Origin of the sequence: Limnobacter sp. MED105 (assembly GCF_000170915.1) — a bacterium.
Classification (GTDB): domain Bacteria; phylum Pseudomonadota; class Gammaproteobacteria; order Burkholderiales; family Burkholderiaceae_B; genus Limnobacter.
In genome coordinates, this window is record NZ_ABCT01000003.1 from 52,738 (window position 1) to 72,241 (window position 19,504).

The window sequence follows — 19,504 nt, forward strand, 5'->3', positions numbered from 1 at the left end:
AAGGTGTCAGCGTTTGGCGCTAAACTATGGCCTTCGATTTTTAATCCTTTGGAGTGTTTGACATGACCAAACCCGCAATGCGAGTTGCCGTTACAGGCGCTGCCGGCCAAATCGGCTACAGCTTGTTGTTCCGTATCGCCAATGGCGACATGCTGGGCAAAGACCAGCCCGTGATTCTGCAGTTGCTGGACATTACCCCCGCCCTGCCCGCAGTGAAGGGTGTGGTCATGGAACTGGAAGACTGTGCATTCCCGTTGCTGCAAGGCGTGGTGATTACCGATGACCCCGCAACCGCTTTCAAAGACGTAGACGTAGCACTGCTGGTCGGCGCACGCCCCCGCAGCAAAGGCATGGAACGCAAAGACCTGCTGGAAGCCAACGGCGCAATTTTCACCGTTCAGGGCAAAGCACTGAACGACAACGCCAAGCCAACTGTAAAGGTACTGGTTGTGGGCAACCCCGCCAACACCAATGCTTACATTGCACAGCAGTCAGCTCCAGATCTGGACCCGAACTGCTTCACCTCTATGCTGCGTTTGGACCACAACCGTGCCCTGAGCCAGGTTGCTGCAAAAACTGGCAAGCCGGTTGCGTCTATCGAAAAGCTGGCCGTGTGGGGCAATCACTCACCCACCATGTACGCTGACTACCGTTTCGCCACTATCGACGGCGCTTCAGTCAAAGACATGATCAACGATCAGGAATGGAACGCCAATACCTTCTTGCCAACCGTGGGCAAGCGTGGTGCAGCCATTATTGAAGCGCGTGGCTTGTCCTCTGCCGCTTCGGCTGCCAATGCTGCCATCGACCACGTACGCGACTGGGTACTGGGCACCAACGGCAAGTGGGTAACCATGGGTATTCCTTCTGATGGCTCTTATGGCATTCCCGAGGGCACGCAGTTTGGCTTCCCGGTAACCTGTGCCAATGGCAAGTTTGAAATCGTGAAGGGCCTGGAAATTGATGCATTCAGCCAAGAGCGCATCAACATTACCCTGAACGAACTGATGGAAGAGCGCGAAGGCGTGAAGCACTTGCTGGGCAAGTAATTTACGAGCATTTCGTGATAAAAAGGGCCAGCAGAGATGCTGGCTTTTTTTATTTGCATTTGAAATAACACTGCGAAGGAATACCGCGTGAAGAAGCACAATCTGGATTTGGCGACGATTTCGACTATTTTGTACAGCGAAGACCATGCACAGGTGAACCTGCCGGTGTGTGACCACTACACAGGTCGCCCGAAATACTTTGAGAAAGCTTTGCAGATTCGTGCGGAGATTGGCGCCTGTTTCGACATTACGCTGGATTTGGAAGACGGTGCCGTGGTGGGCCAGGTGACTGAAATTGCGACTTGGGCCGCCCATAGCCTTGTTGATTTTTCTGCTCGATACGGCAGCGAAACCCGAAGACCCGGTGTTCGGCTTCACCCTGTGCAAGACCCTGCGTTCGAACAGGAACTGCCAATTGTGCTGAAGAAAGGTATACCCACACCAGCCTATTTGATGTTACCCAAGCCTGAAAATTTCGATGATGTAAAACAGGCAATTGGCCGTATCCGTGAACAATGTGCCAAGGCAGGTGTTGAGCCTCCACCCTTGCACGTACTAATTGAAACCCATGGCGCTTTGGCCGCCGTACACAGTATTGCGGGACTTGAGGAAGTAGAGTCACTCTCGTTTGGCATCATGGATTTTATTTCAAGCCATCGAAGTGCCATTCCAAAAACGGCACTCAACTCGCCGGGGCAGTTTGAAAACCCGTTGGTCCGCCGGGCAAAACTTGAAATTTCTGCGGCGTGCCACCGTTTTGGCAAAGTACCCTCTCACAATGTCACCCGCAACATCCGCCAACCAGAGATGGCGGCTGAAGATGCAACACGCGCGAAAAGAGACTTTGGCTTTACACGGATGTGGAGCATTCACCCGGATCAAATTGTGCACATCGTATCGGCGATGTTGCCCACCGATTCTGAAGTCGATGAAGCTGTTCAGGTTTTGACTGAAGCGCAAAAGGCAGACTGGGGACCTATCCAAATCAAGGGAGAGCTGCACGACCGGGCGAGCTACAGGTACTTTTTTGAAGTGCTGAATGCGAGATCGAACCGCGGCGGCTAGAAACTCGACCCAGGCTGCTTCAGAAATTCCAGTTCTTCGCGGGTAGAGTCACGATTCAGAATTTTGTTTCGGTGCGGGTAACGCCCAAACCTGTCGATAATTTCCTTGTGTCGAAGCTCGAAGTTGTAGTTGTTCTCGGGGGCCCATTCCCGATACAAATGCTCGGCTTGAACGTGAATGACTCTAGACTCGCTGTGCATGTAAGGCAAAAGCAAGAATGCCCTTTCATCGGGAGTTAAATCATTTAACACGCCCTTGGCCACTGCCTCTTGTGCCAAAACCAAAGCCATTGCGTCTTGTGCAAAAGCCAATGGAGTGTTGCGGTAAACATTGCGAGAAAACTGATCCAGAACAATGATTTCGGCAAGACGGCCTTTGGCTGAAGTACGCCAGGAATAACACTCGCCCTGTGCTGCCCTCAACAGTTGTTCGCCATAACTTCGGCGAATTCGTTCGTCGAATATCGGGTCGGCGGCCCACCATGACTTCGGTTCGATGTCTTCGAACCAGAACTTCAGAATTTCTCGAGCAAGCGGATCCAGCAAATGATTCAAGCCTCGTAAGAAGTCAGTAGCACCTGTGCGGCTGCCTCGCGCAGCGGGATGAGCGCCTGATAGGCTTCTGACTGAAACCAGCCATGGGCCGCACCAAGCGTTGGGAAACGTATCACGACAATATCGGTGTAGGGATTTTGAAGCGCCAAGTTAGATGCTTTCACTCCACGAAAAACCAGTTCAGCATTCCAGGCAACAAGAGTACCGGGCACCTCGTCCCGGTACTGCTGCCACTTGAGTGAATCGATGATATTGATTTGGCCAACTACATACGCACTCATTTGAGCCAGCCTGCTTAGCAGTTGCCTTTTTTGGCTTGGCCAGGAGGGCAATGACCGCCGCCACCATGGCCACCTGGATCAACCACCACGGAACCTGCTGGGGTGTACACTGCACAACTGCTCAAAGCGAGCATCAATGCCATCATGGAAAACAATGTTTTCATGTTTCATACTTCCTGAATAAAAGAAATTGATCGAATCTTGATATTCCGTATAACGAGTACAACCCACTTAAGTTGACTGCTTCTCGCTAGTATGCGTTAACCACAGCAAGAAGTGCGAAAACAAGCACTCAATTCTTGCACCACAGAATCAGGACAACACTTGAAAAGAACGCCGATTACCCAAATGCTCTATCAACAAAAGCCTTTTCGGTTGCTGGCTTCGACACTACTGGCCTTGATTGTGTTGGCCGTGGGCATACTTGAATTAATGGGATGGCCATTTTTGGCCAAACCAGCCGAACAATGGCTGAGCAAGGCACTGGAACGAAACATTCAATTGACAAAACAAGACGAGGCTACAACACAGTTTAAACTCCGGTTGATTGGCGGCATTCGATTGAACTTGAATCATTTTGAAGTGGCCTCACCCGCGTGGAGCCAGTCACCTTTCATGGTTCGAGCAGAAAATGTGTCTCTCGCACTGCGCTACAGCGACCTGATCAAGTGGGCCAACGCGCCAGAATCTGCTCTACGCATCAAATCGCTAACCGCCGGCTTGCTGGACGGCAATTTTGAGCGACTTAAAGACGGGCGAACTTCCTGGCAAGTTACCAAAATCGAGTCTGACAAAGCCTCTGCACCTGCCCCAGAGTTTGGTTTGCTGGCCATTCAAAGAGGCCGGTTGGTATACCGCGATGAACCGCTCGATCTTGATCTGGATGCCTCTGTCAGTTTGCAAGAAGGAGACGTCGGCGCCGATGCGCTCAAGGTCGCTGCGCTTGGCGTGTACCAAGGTAAAAAGCTGGATGTCCAGTTGAAATCAATCGGCGTGTTGCCTTGGGTGGCCAAGCAAGGTGACCCAATCCCGGTGGAGTTGAACGTGTCTTTGGGCAAAGCCCGATTGGACTTTAAGGGTAAGGCGGCCGATGCGTTTGGCATGCAACAACTTTCCGGGCAGTTTGCGGTGAGTGGTTCATCACTGGCGGCCGCAGGCGAGGCACTCGGAGTCACTTTGCCAAACACGCCAGCCTTTCGCACAGAAGGCAACTTGGTACGAGATGCAAACAACTGGCAAGTCAAGATTGACAGCGCAACCATCGGCAACAGTCGTTTGAACGGGAGTTTTGTGTATGACGGCGGCAAAAAGCAGCCCCTGCTAACTGGCGAACTCAAAGGGCCGTCACTGGTGTTGGCTGACTTGGGGCCCACTGTTGGGGCACCCGCTGAAAAACAGGATTTGGCAGCCACGAGCAAAGGCAGGGTGTTGCCGGACAAACCCTTTGATCTTCCTTCCCTGAGAGCAATGGATGCCGATGTGAAAATTGATATTGATAATCTGGATTTGGGCAGCGAGATACTGAAACCACTTCGGCCCTTGCAAGCACACTTGGCCGTGACGCAGGGTGTTCTGAGAATTTCAGACATTCAGGCAAAAACAGCACAAGGCGAACTTGCAGGTTCGGTGCAACTGGATGGCCGCGAAGATGTTGCTATCTGGGAGGCAGACTTGAACTGGGCCAATGTGCAACTAGAGCAATGGCTGAATATGCCAAGGGCTGGAAATGAGCCGCCTTATGTCACTGGCACCATGAACGGTGCCGCCAAACTGAAGGGGCAAGGCCGCTCGACTGCAGAAATACTGGGAAGCTTGGCTGGCAATGTGAGAACACAGGTGCGCGATGGCACCATGTCGCACCTGATCGTTGAAGCCGCTGGCCTGGATGCAGCCGAGGCACTCGGGGTGTGGTTTCGGGGGGACAACGTGCTGCAAATGACCTGTGCGTTTGCCGACCTGGATGCAAACAATGGTGTACTGCAACCCAAGGTGTTTGTGATTGATACACAAGACTCTGCAATGTGGGTGAATGGCAGCATTTCAATGAAGACAGAAGCCCTGAATTTGAGGGTTGTTGTGACACCGAAGGATTTCAGCCCTGTCAGCTTGCGCACGCCTTTGCTGATTACTGGCACCATGGGCTCGCCCGATGTGTCTCTTGAAAAAGGCCCGCTGGCGGGTAAGGTAGCAGGTGCAGTGCTGCTATCGTTACTGAATCCGTTTGCGGCGTTGATTCCTTTTTTGGATACCGGAACCCCGGACTCTGCCGAGAATACCAATAAAACCGGTTGCTACGATTTGGCAGCGCGCAGCAAGGCCCAGCGAGAAAAAAATTGACCAAAACACTTCACCCCAACAATGCCCACAAAAACGGGTACGATTTCGACGCTTTGGTGCTGACTTACCCTGCCCTGAAAAAATATGTAAAACCCAACAACCATGGTCGGGACTCCATCGATTTTGCCTCGCCCGCTGCGGTGAAGGCGCTCAATTGTGCACTGTTGAAACACCACTACGGTATTGCAGGATGGACCGTGCCTGAGGGCTACCTTTGCCCACCCATTCCTGGCCGTGTGGATTACATTCATTACGCAGCGGATTTACTCGCAAGCAGCGGGATCAAGGCCAGCGATGCCAGGCAAGTGAAGATGCTGGACATTGGCACAGGCGCGAATGGAATTTATTCCCTGCTGGCGGCAAAGGTGTATGGCTGGCACTGCAGTGGCAGTGAAATTGACCCCGTTGGGTTGAAGAACCTTTCTTCAATATTGGACAACAACAGCGATTTGAAGCATTTGATCGACTTGCGATTGCAGCGCGACAAGCGAAAAATATTTGAAGGTGTGATCAAACCGGGAGAGAAATTTGACCTCAGCGTGTGCAATCCGCCGTTTCATGCTTCACAAAAAGAGGCCGTGAAAAGCAATCAGCGCAAGGTCAACAGCCTGGCTTTTAGTCGTGGAGAAAAACCGGGTTCAAAGGCACCCGTAGGCTTGAATTTTGGTGGGCAGAAAAATGAGTTGTGGTGCGAAGGCGGGGAAATTGGTTTTCTGCAAACCATGATCAATGAAAGTGCGCAGTTCGGCAAACAATGCCGGTGGTTCACCACGCTGGTGTCGAAAGCTGAAAATGTGGGACAGGCAAAGTGGCACATGCGCAATGCTGGCGCACGAGACATTCTTGAGGTTGAAATGGAACAAGGCAACAAGACCACGCGCATTGTGGCGTGGTCTTTCGCTTGATGCGGTTTTATTGATTTATCGCCGGCGACCGCCTACCAACAGCAAGAAGGCGCCTGCGACAATTGCACCCACGCCAGCCCACATGGGGACATTCACTTCTTTTTCCTGGTCCACTGTAATTTCGAGCGAACCAATTTTTGCGGCGGTTGATTCTTCGGTGTAACTAAAGCCGCCGTAGACCAATCCTAAAGTGCCGGCAACAATCAACAGAATTCCGATCAATTTCGTGGCTTGCATCTTGTTTTCCTGGGTAGTTATTGGTGTGTGAGTATTAACGGACTGCAAACAAGAAAGGCATACAAAATAATTTGTATAACGGATCACCCCGTGGCGGAGTGATCCTGATCGCGCTACTTTTTAGCAATGATGTACACGGCGTGAACAATACCCGGAATGTAGCCGAGCAAGGTCAGAATAATGTTGATCCAGAAATGTTTGCCAAAACCTTCTTGAAGAAACACGCCCAGTGGAGGCAACAAGATGGCGATCAGTATTCGAACAAGATCCATTGGTTCTCCTGAAAAGTAGTTGTAACTAAAGTAAAAAAACCCGTGCTTCCGATACCTGAAAAGCATAAACGTTTATGACCTTGTGTCGTGCACCAAGGGTTGCGTTCTGTTGCAACTAAAAATCAATCCTGAACTTTCCCACGCAGCGCTTTCACCTGCCCTCGAATACTTTTACCCTCCAGCCTGCGACGTTTTGAGCCCAAAGTTGGGCGAGTCTCACGGCGGACCTTGACGGGCTTGGCCACCTCGGCAATCAACTCGTTCAAGCGCGCAAGGGCGTCAACACGGTTTTGCTCCTGGCTACGCGTGGTTTGCGCTTTGATGACAATAACGCCTTCTTTGGTCAAGCGCTGGTCTTGCAGAGCAAGCAATTTTTCTTTGATGAATTCAGGCAAAGACGATGAACGAATGTCAAAACGCAAATGAATGGCACTGGACACTTTGTTGACGTTTTGGCCACCCGCACCTTGGGCACGAATGGCTGTGAATTCAACATCGGATTCGGTCAGGATGGGTGGTGAATATGACATGGTACTAAACGCTTTTACCCAAGCGCCAAACAGTTGATCTGCTAATTCCCAAACCTTCAGCCACTTTATTGACTTCGCCACCAACCACCTTGAGTGCCTCACGGACAATCTCAGCCCGCCCATGCTTGGGCGCCCTGCTGTATGCCAAGGCCAATGCATTCATCGAGTCTATTGGGCCAGGCAAATCTTTCAACTGCCCGGGTGACAGGGCTGAATTTTGTGAGTCAACCATTAAATCTGGAAACCAGGTAGGCCAGCTCGACAGATCACTTTCTTGCAACATCATGACTGCCGCCCTGCGGCACACATTTTTTAATTGACGAATATTGCCCGGCCAAGGCAATGACTGAAGAATAGGCAGGGCCAGATGAAGAAACTCGTCGAATCTGGATTTGCTGACTCGCACTGGCGTGGTTCTCAAAAAGTATCCCGCCAATTCGGCAATGTCTTCGGTGCGTTCTCGCAAGGGCGGTATATGGATCAACATTTCATTCAGGCGGAAATACAGGTCTTCGCGAAAACGCCCTTCTTCTACCGCTTGCTGCAAGTTCACATTGCTGGCTGCAAGCAGTCGAAAATCAACTTTGCGTGGTGAAGCAGACCCAATGCGGCGCACGGTGCTGTCCTCGAGAATACGCAATAAACGCGTTTGAAAAGCCAAAGGCATGTCGCCAATTTCGTCGAGAAAAACGGTGCCGCCTTGCGCGCTCTCAAACATGCCGGCTCGCCCTCCTTTTACGGCCCCTGAAAACGCACCCTCTTCATAGCCAAACAACTCGCTTTCCAAAAGGCTTTCAGTCAAAGATGCGCAATTAATGGCCACAAACGGTTTACCTGCACGTGGACTGGACGTGTGAATGGATTGGGCCACCAGTTCTTTGCCCACGCCAGTTTCACCTTGAATAAGCACTGAAAAATCGATGCTGCCACACAGGCGAATCGTGTTGCGCAGCTTTTCTACGGCCTTGCTGTTGCCGATCAAATCTTGCTCGTTGTGATACGTGTAGGCCTGGCTGTTTCGACGCACTCCGCCCGAGGCCTTGGCACTGGCCAGACGTATGGCTTCCTCAAAGGCCTTGACAACGCCTTGGCGGGAGTAAATCAAAATGGCTTCCAGCCCCATTTCCTGTGCAATTTCAGTGACCAAACCTGAACCAACCACCACCTTGACACCCAACTGGGCTAATTCCCGTACCGCGCGGCGCGCGTCTTCAGGTGTGCGATAAGTTCGGGTGTTCAAAGGCACATCGAACGCCCGTGCAAATTGTTCAAGCTCCTCGAAGGAATGCTCGTAACTGACCAATCCCACCGCCGCAGACGCTTTTCTGGCGGAAGCCAATGCTTGCATCACATCAAAACCATCGGTGCGGATGATCACCAAGGGGGCCTCAAGCTGGTTTTGCAAGAATGCGCCATTGGAACCTGCGGCGATGAATACATCGGCCGTGTCGGTGTAATAGCGGTTGCGTGCGTAAGCCAAGGCATCTTCATAGGCCTTGGGAACCAGCTCAATATTGGCTGAACCGGCATAGTCACGGGCAATTTCCCTTAGGGTACCCGCCAGTGCACTGATGCTGAACACTACGATTCTAGGTTTCATTTAAAACAGAAATGGTTCTTTTAAAACATCGATAGGTTTTATTTTAAACAACGATGTTTCAATTGAACAGAACAATATTCAATATATAACTTTAATAATTTTTCTCATAGTATTGAATAATAACGTTTATTTAATTTTTATCAGTAACTGGCATGAACCCTGCACCACCAAAAACATACAACAAGGAGAACACCATGACCCAAAATTCCGCAGGCGCCCGTTTCCGCCAGGCAGTGAAAGACGAACAACCTTTGCAAGTAATCGGCGCAATCAACGCCAACCACGCATTGCTGGCCAAGCGCGCTGGATTTAAAGCCATTTACCTGAGCGGCGGCGGTGTAGCGGCTGGTTCACTGGGCTTGCCCGACTTGGGTATTTCTGGCCTGGACGACGTGTTGACCGATGTGCGTCGCATTACCGATGTGTGCGACACCCCCTTGCTGGTCGACGTTGACACAGGCTTCGGTTCATCAGCGTTCAACATTGCCCGCACCACCAAAGCCATGATGAAAGCCGGTGCTGCTGCCATGCACATTGAAGATCAAGTGGGTGCCAAGCGCTGCGGCCACCGCCCCGGCAAGGCGATTGTGACCCAAGCAGAAATGGTCGACCGCATCAAGGCAGCAGTCGACGCACGCGGTTCAGACGATTTCGTAATCATGGCCCGTACCGACGCGCTGGCCGTGGAAGGTTTGCAATCGGCCATTGACCGGGCTTGCGCCTGCGTGGAAGCTGGTGCTGACATGATTTTCCCGGAAGCCATGACCGAACTGAGCATGTATCAGCAGTTTGTAGATGCGGTGAAGGTGCCTGTGTTGGCCAACATCACCGAGTTCGGCTCAACGCCCCTGTTCACCACCGAAGAATTGAAAGGCGCAGGCGTGGGTCTGGTGTTGTACCCACTAAGCGCATTCCGCGCCATGAACAAGGCAGCACAGAATGTGTATGAAGCAGTTCGCCGTGATGGCACCCAGAAAAATGTACTGGACACCATGCAAACCCGCATGGAGCTGTATGACAGCATTGGCTACCACGATTTTGAGCAGAAGCTGGATGCCTTGTTTCAGCAGAAATGACTTCAATAAAACAACATAAACAATTGTTATAAAACATTATTTTGACAGGAGACAGAAATGTCTGAACAACAAACAACAACCCCTGGCTTCAAACCCAAAAAATCAGTCGCACTTTCAGGTACAGCCGCTGGCAACACTGCCCTGTGTACCGTAGGCCGCACAGGCAACGACTTGGCTTACCGTGGTTACGACATTCTGGACTTGGCAACCACCACCGAGTTTGAAGAAATTGCTTACCTGCTGGTGCACGGCAAGCTGCCCACAGTGGCTGAACTGGCTGGCTACAAACTAAAACTGAAGGCATTGCGCGGTATTCCCGCAGGCGTGAAGCAGGCGCTGGAAGCACTGCCCCCTTCAGCCCACCCCATGGATGTGATGCGCACCGGTGTTTCGGTACTGGGTTGCCTGCAACCTGAAAAAGACGACCACAATCACCCCGGCGCACGCGACATTGCCGACAAGCTGATGGCCAGCCTGGGCAGCATGCTGCTGTACTGGTACCACTACAGCCACAACGGCAAGCGCATTGAAGTGGAAACCGACGATGATTCAATTGGCGGCCACTTCCTGCACTTGCTGCATGGTGAAAAGCCTCGTGACAGCTGGGTTAGCGCCATGCACACCTCGCTGATTCTGTACGCAGAACACGAATTCAATGCATCAACATTCACCAGCCGCGTGGTGGCTGGCACGGGTTCTGACATGTATTCCGCCATTTGTGGCGGTATTGGTGCCCTGCGTGGCCCCAAGCATGGCGGCGCCAATGAAGTGGCCTTCGAAATTCAAAAGCGTTACGACAACCCCGATGAAGCCGAGGCCGACATTCGCGCCCGTGTGGAACGCAAGGAAGTGGTGATTGGCTTTGGCCACCCCGTGTACACCGTGAGCGACCCCCGTAACGTGGTGATCAAGAAAGTGGCAGAAGACTTGTCCAAAGAACAGAACAACATGAAGATGTACAACATTGCTGAACGTCTTGAGAGCACCATGTGGGAAATCAAGAAAATGTTCCCGAACCTGGACTGGTTCAGCGCAGTGAGCTACCACATGATGGGTGTACCCACCGCCATGTTCACCCCCCTGTTCGTGATTGCCCGTACTTCCGGCTGGAGCGCCCACGTGATCGAGCAGCGCATCGACGGCAAGATTATTCGCCCAAGCGCCAACTACACAGGCCCGGAAGATCAGAAATTTGTCCCCATCAAGGATCGCAAATAATCTATGAACACTCAATTTCGTAAAAATCTGCCCGGTACCCAGCTTGATTTCTTCGACGCCCAATCGGCTGTAGATGCAATCGAGCCTGGCGCCTGGGACAAGCTGCCCTACACCAGCAAGGTGTTGGCCGAGCAATTGGTACGCCGCTGCGAACCTGCTGCGCTGACTGACAGCCTGAAGCAATTGGTGTACCGCAAGCGCGACCTGGACTTTCCCTGGTACCCGGCGCGCGTGGTGTGCCACGACATTCTGGGCCAAACCGCTTTGGTGGATTTGGCTGGCCTGCGCAATGCAATTGCAGACGAAGGCGGAGACCCATCGCTGGTGAACCCGGTGGTACCAACGCAATTGATCGTAGACCATTCACTGGCGGTGGAATGTGGCGGCTTTGATCCCGACGCTTTCCAGAAAAACCGTGACATTGAAGAACGCCGCAACGAAGACCGTTTTCACTTCATCAACTGGACCAAAACCGCGTTCAAGAATGTGGATGTAATTCCAGCAGGCAACGGCATCATGCACCAAATCAATTTGGAGAAAATGTCTCCAGTGGTGCAGGTGCGCGATGGTGTAGCTTTTCCCGACACTTGCGTGGGCACAGACAGCCACACACCTCATGTGGATGCGCTGGGCGTGATTTCAATTGGCGTGGGCGGTCTGGAAGCTGAAACCGTGATGCTGGGCCGTGCATCCATGATGCGCCTGCCCGATATTGTGGGCGTGGAGCTGACTGGCAAGCGTCAGCCTGGCATTACTGCAACGGACATCGTGCTGGAATTGACTGCGTTTTTGCGCAAGGAACGCGTGGTGGGTGCCTACATTGAATTTTTCGGTGAAGGTGCCAACAGCCTGACGATTGGTGATCGGGCGACCATCTCGAACATGACCCCGGAATACGGTGCCACCGCCGCGATGTTCTACATCGACGAGCAAACCATCGACTACCTGAAGTTAACTGGCCGTGAAGACGAGCAAGTGAAGCTGGTGGAACACTACGCCAAACACACTGGCTTGTGGGCCGGCAAAATGACAGGTGCTGAATACGAGCGTGTGTTGACATTTGATTTAAGCAAAGTGGTACGCAGCATGGCTGGCCCGTCAAACCCGCATGCCCGAGTGGCCACAAGCGATTTGGCAGCCAAAGGCATTGCAGGCAACCTGGACGCCGCGCGCGCTCAAGAAGCTGAAGGTTTGATGCCCGACGGCGCCGTGATTATTGCTGCCATTACCAGTTGCACCAACACCAGCAACCCACGCAACGTAGTGGCTGCGGCGCTGTTGGCCCGCAAAGCCAATGAACTGGGCCTGGTGCGAAAGCCCTGGGTAAAGTCATCGTTTGCACCAGGCTCGAAAGTGGCCGAGCTGTATTTGAAAGACTCAGGCCTGTTGCCTGAACTGGAAAAGCTGGGCTTTGGCATTGTGGCTTTTGCCTGCACCACGTGCAACGGCATGAGCGGTGCGCTGGACCCCGCGATTCAGCAAGAGATCATTGATCGCGATTTGTACGCCACCGCTGTGCTTTCCGGCAACCGCAACTTCGACGGCCGCATCCACCCTTACGCCAAGCAGGCGTTTCTTGCCAGCCCACCGCTGGTGGTGGCTTACGCCATTGCTGGCACCATTCGCTTTGACATCGAACGCGATGTGCTGGGCATAGTCGATGGCAAGGAAATTCGCCTGAAAGACCTGTGGCCAAGCGATGAAGAAATTGATGCCATCGTGAATGAATTCGTGAAGCCTTCGCAGTTCCGCGAAATTTACATTCCCATGTTCGACCTTGGTGCAATTGAAGAAGCCAAAAGCCCGCTGTACGACTGGCGCCCTCAGAGCACCTACATTCGTCGCCCACCCTATTGGGACACCGAAGGTCAAGGTGCTTTGGCCGCACGACCACGCACGCTGAAAAATATGCGCCCGCTGGCAGTGCTCGGTGACAACATCACGACTGATCACCTGAGCCCGTCCAACGCAATCATGATGAACAGCGCAGCTGGTGAATACCTGCACAAAATGGGCCTGCCGGAAGAAGACTTCAACAGCTACGCCACGCACCGCGGTGATCATTTGACTGCGCAACGCGCCACCTTTGCCAACCCCACTTTGCTGAATGAAATGGTTCGCGATGCAGATGGCAAGGTGAAAAAAGGTTCGCTGGCTCGCATTGAACCAGAGGGCCAGGTAACACGCATGTGGGAAGCCATTGAAACCTACATGGACCGTGGCCAGCCGCTGATTATTATTGCAGGCGCGGACTACGGGCAGGGCTCTTCACGCGACTGGGCCGCCAAAGGCGTTCGCCTGGCTGGTGTGGAAGCGATTATCGCCGAAGGCTTTGAGCGCATTCACCGCACCAACCTGATTGGCATGGGCACCCTGCCCCTGGAATTCAAGGCTGGCGACACACGCCACACCTACAACATTGACGGCACAGAGGTGTTCGAAGTGTTGGGTGAACGCAGCCCGCGCGCAACCCTGACTGTGGTCATGACCCGCAAGAATGGCGAGCGTGTCGAGTTTCCAGTGACCTGCCGTTTGGACACGGCTGAGGAAGTGTCAATTTACGAAGCTGGCGGCGTGTTGCAGCGTTTTGCACAAGACTTTCTGGAAGGAAAGGCAGCATGAGCGTTAAACCCAGCCAGCAAATAAAAGTACCCGCCACCTACATGCGTGGCGGCACCAGCAAGGGTGTTTTTTTTAGGCTGCAAGACCTGCCAGAGGCATGCCAAAAGCCTGGCGAGGCACGCGACAAGTTGTTGTTGCGTGTAATCGGCAGCCCCGACCCCTATGGCAAGCAAATTGACGGCATGGGTGGTGCAACTTCCAGCACCAGCAAAACCGTGATTTTGAGCAAAAGCAGCAAAGCCGATCACGATGTGGACTACCTGTTTGGGCAGGTTTCCATCGACAAGGCTTTTGTGGACTGGAGCGGCAACTGCGGCAATTTGTCCTCCGCTGTGGGTTCATTCGCAGTGGCCAGTGGTTTGGTCGACCCAACCCGCGTGCCGCAGAACGGCACTTGTGTGGTGCGTATTTGGCAAGCCAATATTGGCAAAACCATCATCGCTCATGTTCCTATTACCGACGGACTTGTGCAGGAAACCGGCGACTTCGAACTCGACGGTGTTACCTTCCCTGCCGCGGAAGTTCAGCTGGAGTTTCTGGACCCCGCAGATGAAGGCGAAGGCGATGGTGGTGGAAGCATGTTCCCCACCGGCAATTTGATCGACGACCTGGAAGTACCCGGTGTGGGCACACTGAAAGCCACCTTGATCAATGCGGGCATTCCCACAATTTTTGTGAATGCCGACAGCATTGGCTACACGGGCTGCGAGTTGCAAGACGACATCAACAGCGACCCCAAGGTACTTGCGATGTTTGAAACCATCCGCGCTCACGGTGCGGTCAAGATGGGCTTGATCAAACACGTGGACGAAGCAGCCAAACGCCAACACACACCCAAAGTTGCCTTTGTGGCCCCGCCAAAAACCTACAGCAGCTCTAGCGGCAAAGTAGTTGAAGCTGCAGGCGTCGACTTGCTGGTGCGGGCAATGAGCATGGGCAAATTGCACCATGCCATGATGGGTACTGCAGCGGTGGCAATTGGTACCGCTGCTGCTGTACCAGGCACTTTGGTGAATCTTGCAGCAGGAGGAACTGAACGTGAAGCCGTTCGTTTTGGTCACCCCAGCGGCACACTGCGTGTGGGTGCGCAGGCTGTACTTGAAAACGGTCAGTGGGCCGTGAAAAAAGCCATCATGAGCCGCAGTGCGCGCGTATTGATGGAAGGCTGGGTTCGCGTACCCAGCGATACTTTTTAAATAATGGAACCAAGCTGATCAAGCTTGCCACTACATGCACTTCAGTTTTTTTCGGTGCAATGCCGAGAACTGAAGTGCAGCTCCAGAATTTCAAAAACAATATCGACTAGCAACAGAGTGAGCAAATACTCACACCCCCCTACCCCTCTTTCTGATTACGTCACTCCTCCCTAATTATCCTCATGGCTCCAAAAATTAAAATGGGAGTCCTCACCATGTTTCGCGCAATTACAAGCCACAGTAGCGCCCAAGTCGCCATGTCTGCAGCCAACAATGCCTTGCGAAGAAGCGGCTCAGGCTCCGCATCGCCCAAGATTGTTGGTCCATTGGCCAGTAAGCTCAAAGACATTCGACAAAATACACATACGAACTTAAAACTACAGTTACAGAAAAGCTTGTCCCCGATGAAGTTTGAGCAGGCTGGTGAATTGGCTGAGCAGATTGAAGCGGATGAACCAGATTTCGAGCACCTTCACGCACGTGTAGAGGAATTTGTTCAGAGCAATAAGAATGATCCGGAAATAATTGTCAGTGCTCTGAAATATTTGAACAGCCAATTGATGATATTGAGTGCAGCAGAGAGGCATTTAAAAGCCAACGATTCACCTGCCAACCAATCGTTGATGCACGGGCTAAAAACATTGATCGATCACGCGACTAGCCGTGGAGAATCCATCATTCAAAAACTGTCGAACACCACAATTTCCCCGGTGTTTACTGCTCACCCTACAAACTTCAACAAACCTCAGGCCAGTGCGGTGGTGCTATCTCAACTTGACGACATTGCAACTCCCCATGGCAATGCGAAAGTGTGTCAGGAACTTTGGCAAACTCAAGGTGTACGAGAACTAAAACCCAGTGTGCAAGACGAGGCGAATCAGTTCTCGTCCAATATCAGACATCTGCACAGCTCGGGTCGCAACATTCACAAACAGATCAACCAACAACTTTCTGGTTTACCCAACAATTTGAAATTGTCGAAACCTTTGGTTGAAGCGGGCAACTGGGTGGGCGGTGATCGGGACGGTAATCCAAATATTGATGCCGCCGTATTGAAGGACGTGGTCAAAACCCTGAGCACAGCTGCATTTGATTACTTCGAACAAAAAATAGGCAAAGAGAAAACAACTCAACCAGGCAGCCTAGGTAACCTGCTTAGTAAGGCTGGGCATTCGGAATCTCTTGGTTTAATTCGGGAGAAACTTGCACGAACCCGAGCGCATTTGGTGGGCGAAGGCCCTCTACCTATTCAAGGCGATCTATACCTGAATGCGAACGAATTGCTGCACGATCTGGAATCATTGAATATTGGCAATTTGGATACTGACGACAAAAGAATTGTTCAAGAGAAACTGGATTTGCTGAAACTGGACGCAGACAGCATTGGCTTTCACGGCGCCAGCACCGACATACGCCAAAACAGCGCCATGAATGAGAAAACCGTCGGTGAGTTGTTGAGAAGATCGGGTGGCCCCCGCAATTATGAAAGCCTGGGAGAACTTGAAAAACAAACACTGCTAACCCACCTGCTGCTTGATACCAGCAAAACTGTGCTGAACGATGCGCCAATCGATGGTCAAATCGACAATCCTGAATTTGATCGAGAAATCGCATTGATCAAAAGTTACAAAACCATTCATGACAGCTACGGGCCACAGGCACTGAAAAACTGCATCACAGCCAACACTGAAACCTTGAGTGACATGCTTGAGGTGATGTTACTACTCAAGCATGCGGGCCTGGCCGATGGTGATGGGGTCAAGATGAATGTAGTTCCCCTGATAGAAACAGTGGATGATTTACACAATGGCCCAACCATTCTGAACAGCATGCTGAATCACCCTTGGTACCGACAAGCACTTCAAGCCAGCGGGAATCAACAACAAATCATGGTGGGCTATTCCGACAGCAACCGCTTGGACGGACCGCTCGCCTCCAGTTGGGCGGTGTATGAAGGTACAGCCAAAATGCTTGAAGTAGCAAAACAGAATGGTGTGAAATTGCATGTATTTCATGGTCGAGGCGGCACTGAGGCCAGGGGATCGGGCGATTCATATGCACAGGAAATTAAATCAGGCAACGGCGCCAGCTTGCTGACTGGCATGCGGCAAACCGAGCAAGGTGAAGAAGTACCTGCCAAATTCGGCACCAAAATAATCTCACAATCCAACCTTGCAGACATGGTGGGATCCACGCTTGAAACCATGGCAACAGGCCCAGACCAACAGCTTGCAAAATATGCCAACACCATGGAATTACTAGCCCAACACGCTCGCGACAGCTATCAAAGCCTTTACACCAATCCCGAGCTTCCTCAATTTTTTCAACGCAGCACACCCATTGAATTTGTGGGCAAATCCAATGCAGGCAGCCGCCCGGCCTCACGTGCAAATTCAGCAGAAGGCAGCCTTGTTCTTGACAAGCTTCGAGCCATTCCGTGGGTGGGCGCCTGGTATCAATCTGGAAGCGCTATGCCTGCATTCTTTGGTACTGGCAGTGCACTAAAAAACTTTGTCGATCAATCAACTGATACAAACACCACACCCGCACAACGAACCGAGCAACTTCAAACCATGTACAGGGAATGGCCTTTCTTCAAAAGCTTTGTCGACAGAACCGCCACGGCCCTGCAAAAAGCTGACATGCAAATTGCGCAACAATATGCCAAATTGGCACCTGCTAAATCGCAAGGCGTATTTGAGAAAATCAAGAATGAGTACGAACTGACCAAAGAAATGATCTTGAACATCAAACAAACCAACGATTTGATGGATCACAATCCCGTCGATGCGGAAATACTGACTGTAAAGAAACCATTGACCCAAGCTGCACATGCCATGCAAATTGGATTACTCAAGGCCCACCAGCAGGCGGGCCCCGAGATTCAAAACAAGCTGGTTGAACCCATTGTCATGTCCATGCAGGCAATCTCCAGTTCCAACCGATTTGGTTAACTGGCATTACCGGCATGAATGGGTGGGCGTTTGCCTGCCCAAGGCTTGGCTTGTTCTAACTGAGCTGCCAGGTTGAATAAAACATGCTCTTCACCAAAACGCCCAGTGAACATCATACCCACTGGAAGGCCTTGCGCATTCCAGTGCAAAGGCACACTCATGGACGGTTGTCCCGTGACGTTTGCAGGCATGGTTTGAGAACAATATTGATACACGCGCCGCCCTGCCTTCAGTACGAAATCCTTCTGCTTGGCGATGAAACCAATGGGCAAGTAGCTAAGTGCCTTCAATTCAATCATTTCTTGCGAAGTCGGGCGAAGTCCGCCCACTGCGATCGGTAACTCACCCAACGTACTGGTCAATAGTGCGTCGTAGGGCTCAAAAAATGTCATCCACTGGCGAGAGAACTGGGCCATGGTCCATACTGCATTGGCTACATCGCCTCCGTTAAAACTACGGCCCAATTTCATCAAGGCCCAAGTGCGCGCTTCAAAATCCGACGCCTTGCCTTTTCTTCCCAATATGCGCTCCCCTTCTTTCAGCGTTGCGGCCATTTCTGAACACACCAACACGGTGTAAGCGTATATAAATTCTTCCTTGTTGATGGGCAAACGTACTTCCTCACAGGTGTGGCCCAAACTTTCAAGCAACTTCACTGTTTCAAGCACGCCTTCCTGACAATCCGCATGCAGGGAATCGCCCAAAGCGGGGTCGAGTGAATATGCAATTTTCAGCTTTTTTGGTTTTGCCTCAACAGCCGCCGCGTAAGTTTTTGCAGGCGGCGCAATGCGCAGTAACTGACCTGGGTAATTGCCATGCAAACAATCCAGCATGTGTGCGGAATCCCGCACAGTGCGAGACACCACATGCTCAGCAATGAATCCGAACCAGCCGTCAGCCTGATCCGGACCCGATGGTACGCGCCCACGAGTGGGCTTCAAGCCAAACAAACCTGTACACGACGCAGGCACCCGAATTGAACCACCACCATCGCTTGCACTCGCCATGGGCACAATACCCGCAGCCACGGCTGATGAGGCACCGCCACTGGAACCGCCAGGGCTGCGCAGAGGATCCCACGGGTTGCGGCATGGTCCGGTCAATTCCGGTTCGGTGGATGGCGTAATGCCAAACTCTGGTGTGGCGGTTTTGCCAAAAATGTTCAGCCCCGCCCGCTTGAAACGCTTTACATATTCAGAGTCTTCGGAGGGCACAAAGCCTTTGTAAAAACGACTCCCGCAACTCATCTCAACTCCGGCATAACTGGCAATCAAGTCTTTCAACAAGAATGGCACACCTGCAAAGGGTCCCTCTACTGACTCTTTGGCGCGAGCACGGGCAATGTCGTACATGGGACGAATCACCGCATTAATTCGCGGGTTGACCTTTTCCGTGCGTGAGATGCTCTCCTCAAGCAATTCGGCTGCACTCACCTCGCCTTTGTTGATCAACTCGGCAAGACCAAGGGCGTCGAACTGGTCATATTCTTTGAAACCTGCCATTTTTATTGTGTCTCCGAAAAACTGGGGGGTCATGAATGTAAGTGAATATCTTACCCCACTCAGGTAATACCCACCCTGATTAGAAACAGGAAGAATAAGGCATCCG

17 protein-coding genes are annotated in these 19,504 nt (G+C 52.0%); 9 read left to right on the forward strand and 8 right to left on the reverse strand.

The features are described 5' to 3' along the window. The first annotated feature begins 62 nt into the window (after positions 1-62). Both LMED105_RS04280 and LMED105_RS04285 read left to right on the forward strand, forming a co-directional pair. Positions 63-1,049, forward strand: coding sequence for a malate dehydrogenase (locus LMED105_RS04280; RefSeq protein ID WP_008248504.1), 987 nt, complete (start codon positions 63-65; stop codon positions 1,047-1,049). A gap of 87 nt (positions 1,050-1,136) precedes the next feature. After that, on the forward strand, positions 1,137-2,114 hold the full coding sequence (locus LMED105_RS04285; protein WP_008248506.1) for a CoA ester lyase: 978 nt from the start codon (positions 1,137-1,139) through the stop codon (positions 2,112-2,114). Here LMED105_RS04285 and LMED105_RS04290 read toward each other — a convergent pair. Genes LMED105_RS04290 through LMED105_RS16885 form a run of 3 tightly spaced genes read right to left on the reverse strand, consistent with a single transcriptional unit; the run spans position 2,111 to position 3,113 of the window. Continuing rightward, positions 2,111-2,668, reverse strand: coding sequence for a DUF924 family protein (locus LMED105_RS04290; protein WP_008248508.1), 558 nt, complete (start codon positions 2,666-2,668; stop codon positions 2,111-2,113). The genes LMED105_RS04285 and LMED105_RS04290 overlap by 4 nt on opposite strands. Beyond that, the gene (locus tag LMED105_RS04295) at positions 2,665-2,949 is read right to left on the reverse strand and encodes a DUF1330 domain-containing protein (RefSeq protein WP_008248509.1); all 285 of its coding nucleotides are present in this window, start codon (positions 2,947-2,949) and stop codon (positions 2,665-2,667) included. The genes LMED105_RS04290 and LMED105_RS04295 overlap by 4 nt, the downstream gene beginning before the upstream one ends. A gap of 14 nt (positions 2,950-2,963) precedes the next feature. Beyond that, positions 2,964-3,113, reverse strand: a complete 150-nt coding sequence (locus tag LMED105_RS16885) for a hypothetical protein (RefSeq protein WP_008248511.1) — start codon at positions 3,111-3,113, stop codon at positions 2,964-2,966. 160 nt (positions 3,114-3,273) lie between these two features. Between LMED105_RS16885 and LMED105_RS04300 the strand changes: the two genes are divergently transcribed. Then, positions 3,274-5,286 carry an AsmA family protein gene (locus LMED105_RS04300; RefSeq protein ID WP_156799536.1) on the forward strand — a complete coding sequence of 671 codons (2,013 nt, stop codon included), beginning with the start codon at positions 3,274-3,276 and terminating at the stop codon, positions 5,284-5,286. Next, positions 5,283-6,191: a 23S rRNA (adenine(1618)-N(6))-methyltransferase RlmF gene (gene rlmF, locus LMED105_RS04305; RefSeq protein WP_008248516.1), complete on the forward strand. Its 909-nt coding sequence runs from the start codon at positions 5,283-5,285 to the stop codon at positions 6,189-6,191. Before LMED105_RS04300 ends, rlmF begins: the two co-directional genes overlap by 4 nt. A gap of 15 nt (positions 6,192-6,206) precedes the next feature. On the opposite strand, the gene LMED105_RS04310 is transcribed toward rlmF, so the two are convergent. The 4 genes from LMED105_RS04310 to prpR form a co-directional block, all read right to left on the reverse strand. Then, the gene (locus LMED105_RS04310) at positions 6,207-6,428 is read right to left on the reverse strand and encodes a hypothetical protein (protein ID WP_008248518.1); all 222 of its coding nucleotides are present in this window, start codon (positions 6,426-6,428) and stop codon (positions 6,207-6,209) included. 113 nt (positions 6,429-6,541) lie between these two features. Further along, a complete protein-coding gene (locus LMED105_RS16615) occupies positions 6,542-6,700 on the reverse strand; it encodes a YqaE/Pmp3 family membrane protein (protein ID WP_008248520.1) in 159 nt (52 codons plus the stop codon). A gap of 122 nt (positions 6,701-6,822) precedes the next feature. Further along, the gene (arfB, locus tag LMED105_RS04320; RefSeq protein WP_008248522.1) at positions 6,823-7,230 is read right to left on the reverse strand and encodes an alternative ribosome rescue aminoacyl-tRNA hydrolase ArfB; all 408 of its coding nucleotides are present in this window, start codon (positions 7,228-7,230) and stop codon (positions 6,823-6,825) included. Positions 7,231-7,234: 4 nt separating this feature from the next. Beyond that, positions 7,235-8,830, reverse strand: a complete 1,596-nt coding sequence (gene prpR / locus LMED105_RS04325; protein WP_040512343.1) for a propionate catabolism operon regulatory protein PrpR — start codon at positions 8,828-8,830, stop codon at positions 7,235-7,237. A gap of 194 nt (positions 8,831-9,024) precedes the next feature. Here prpR and prpB point away from each other — a divergent pair, with 194 nt between their 5' ends. The 5 genes from prpB (at position 9,025) to LMED105_RS04350 (ending at position 17,896) form a co-directional block, all read left to right on the forward strand. Continuing rightward, positions 9,025-9,906, forward strand: a complete 882-nt coding sequence (gene prpB, locus LMED105_RS04330) for a methylisocitrate lyase (protein WP_008248526.1) — start codon at positions 9,025-9,027, stop codon at positions 9,904-9,906. Positions 9,907-9,963: 57 nt separating this feature from the next. Then, positions 9,964-11,124: a 2-methylcitrate synthase gene (gene prpC / locus LMED105_RS04335; protein WP_008248527.1), complete on the forward strand. Its 1,161-nt coding sequence runs from the start codon at positions 9,964-9,966 to the stop codon at positions 11,122-11,124. Positions 11,125-11,127: 3 nt separating this feature from the next. Next, a complete protein-coding gene (acnD, locus tag LMED105_RS04340) occupies positions 11,128-13,746 on the forward strand; it encodes a Fe/S-dependent 2-methylisocitrate dehydratase AcnD (RefSeq protein WP_008248529.1) in 2,619 nt (872 codons plus the stop codon). Continuing rightward, on the forward strand, positions 13,743-14,942 hold the full coding sequence (gene prpF, locus LMED105_RS04345) for a 2-methylaconitate cis-trans isomerase PrpF (protein ID WP_008248531.1): 1,200 nt from the start codon (positions 13,743-13,745) through the stop codon (positions 14,940-14,942). Before acnD ends, prpF begins: the two co-directional genes overlap by 4 nt. Positions 14,943-15,157: 215 nt before the next feature. Beyond that, complete coding sequence (locus tag LMED105_RS04350; protein WP_040512344.1) at positions 15,158-17,896, forward strand: phosphoenolpyruvate carboxylase; 2,739 nt, start codon at positions 15,158-15,160, stop codon at positions 17,894-17,896. On the opposite strand, the gene LMED105_RS04355 is transcribed toward LMED105_RS04350, so the two are convergent. Next, positions 17,893-19,398 carry an amidase gene (locus LMED105_RS04355; RefSeq protein WP_008248537.1) on the reverse strand — a complete coding sequence of 502 codons (1,506 nt, stop codon included), beginning with the start codon at positions 19,396-19,398 and terminating at the stop codon, positions 17,893-17,895. The genes LMED105_RS04350 and LMED105_RS04355 overlap by 4 nt on opposite strands. Between the last annotated feature and the right edge of the window lie 106 nt (positions 19,399-19,504).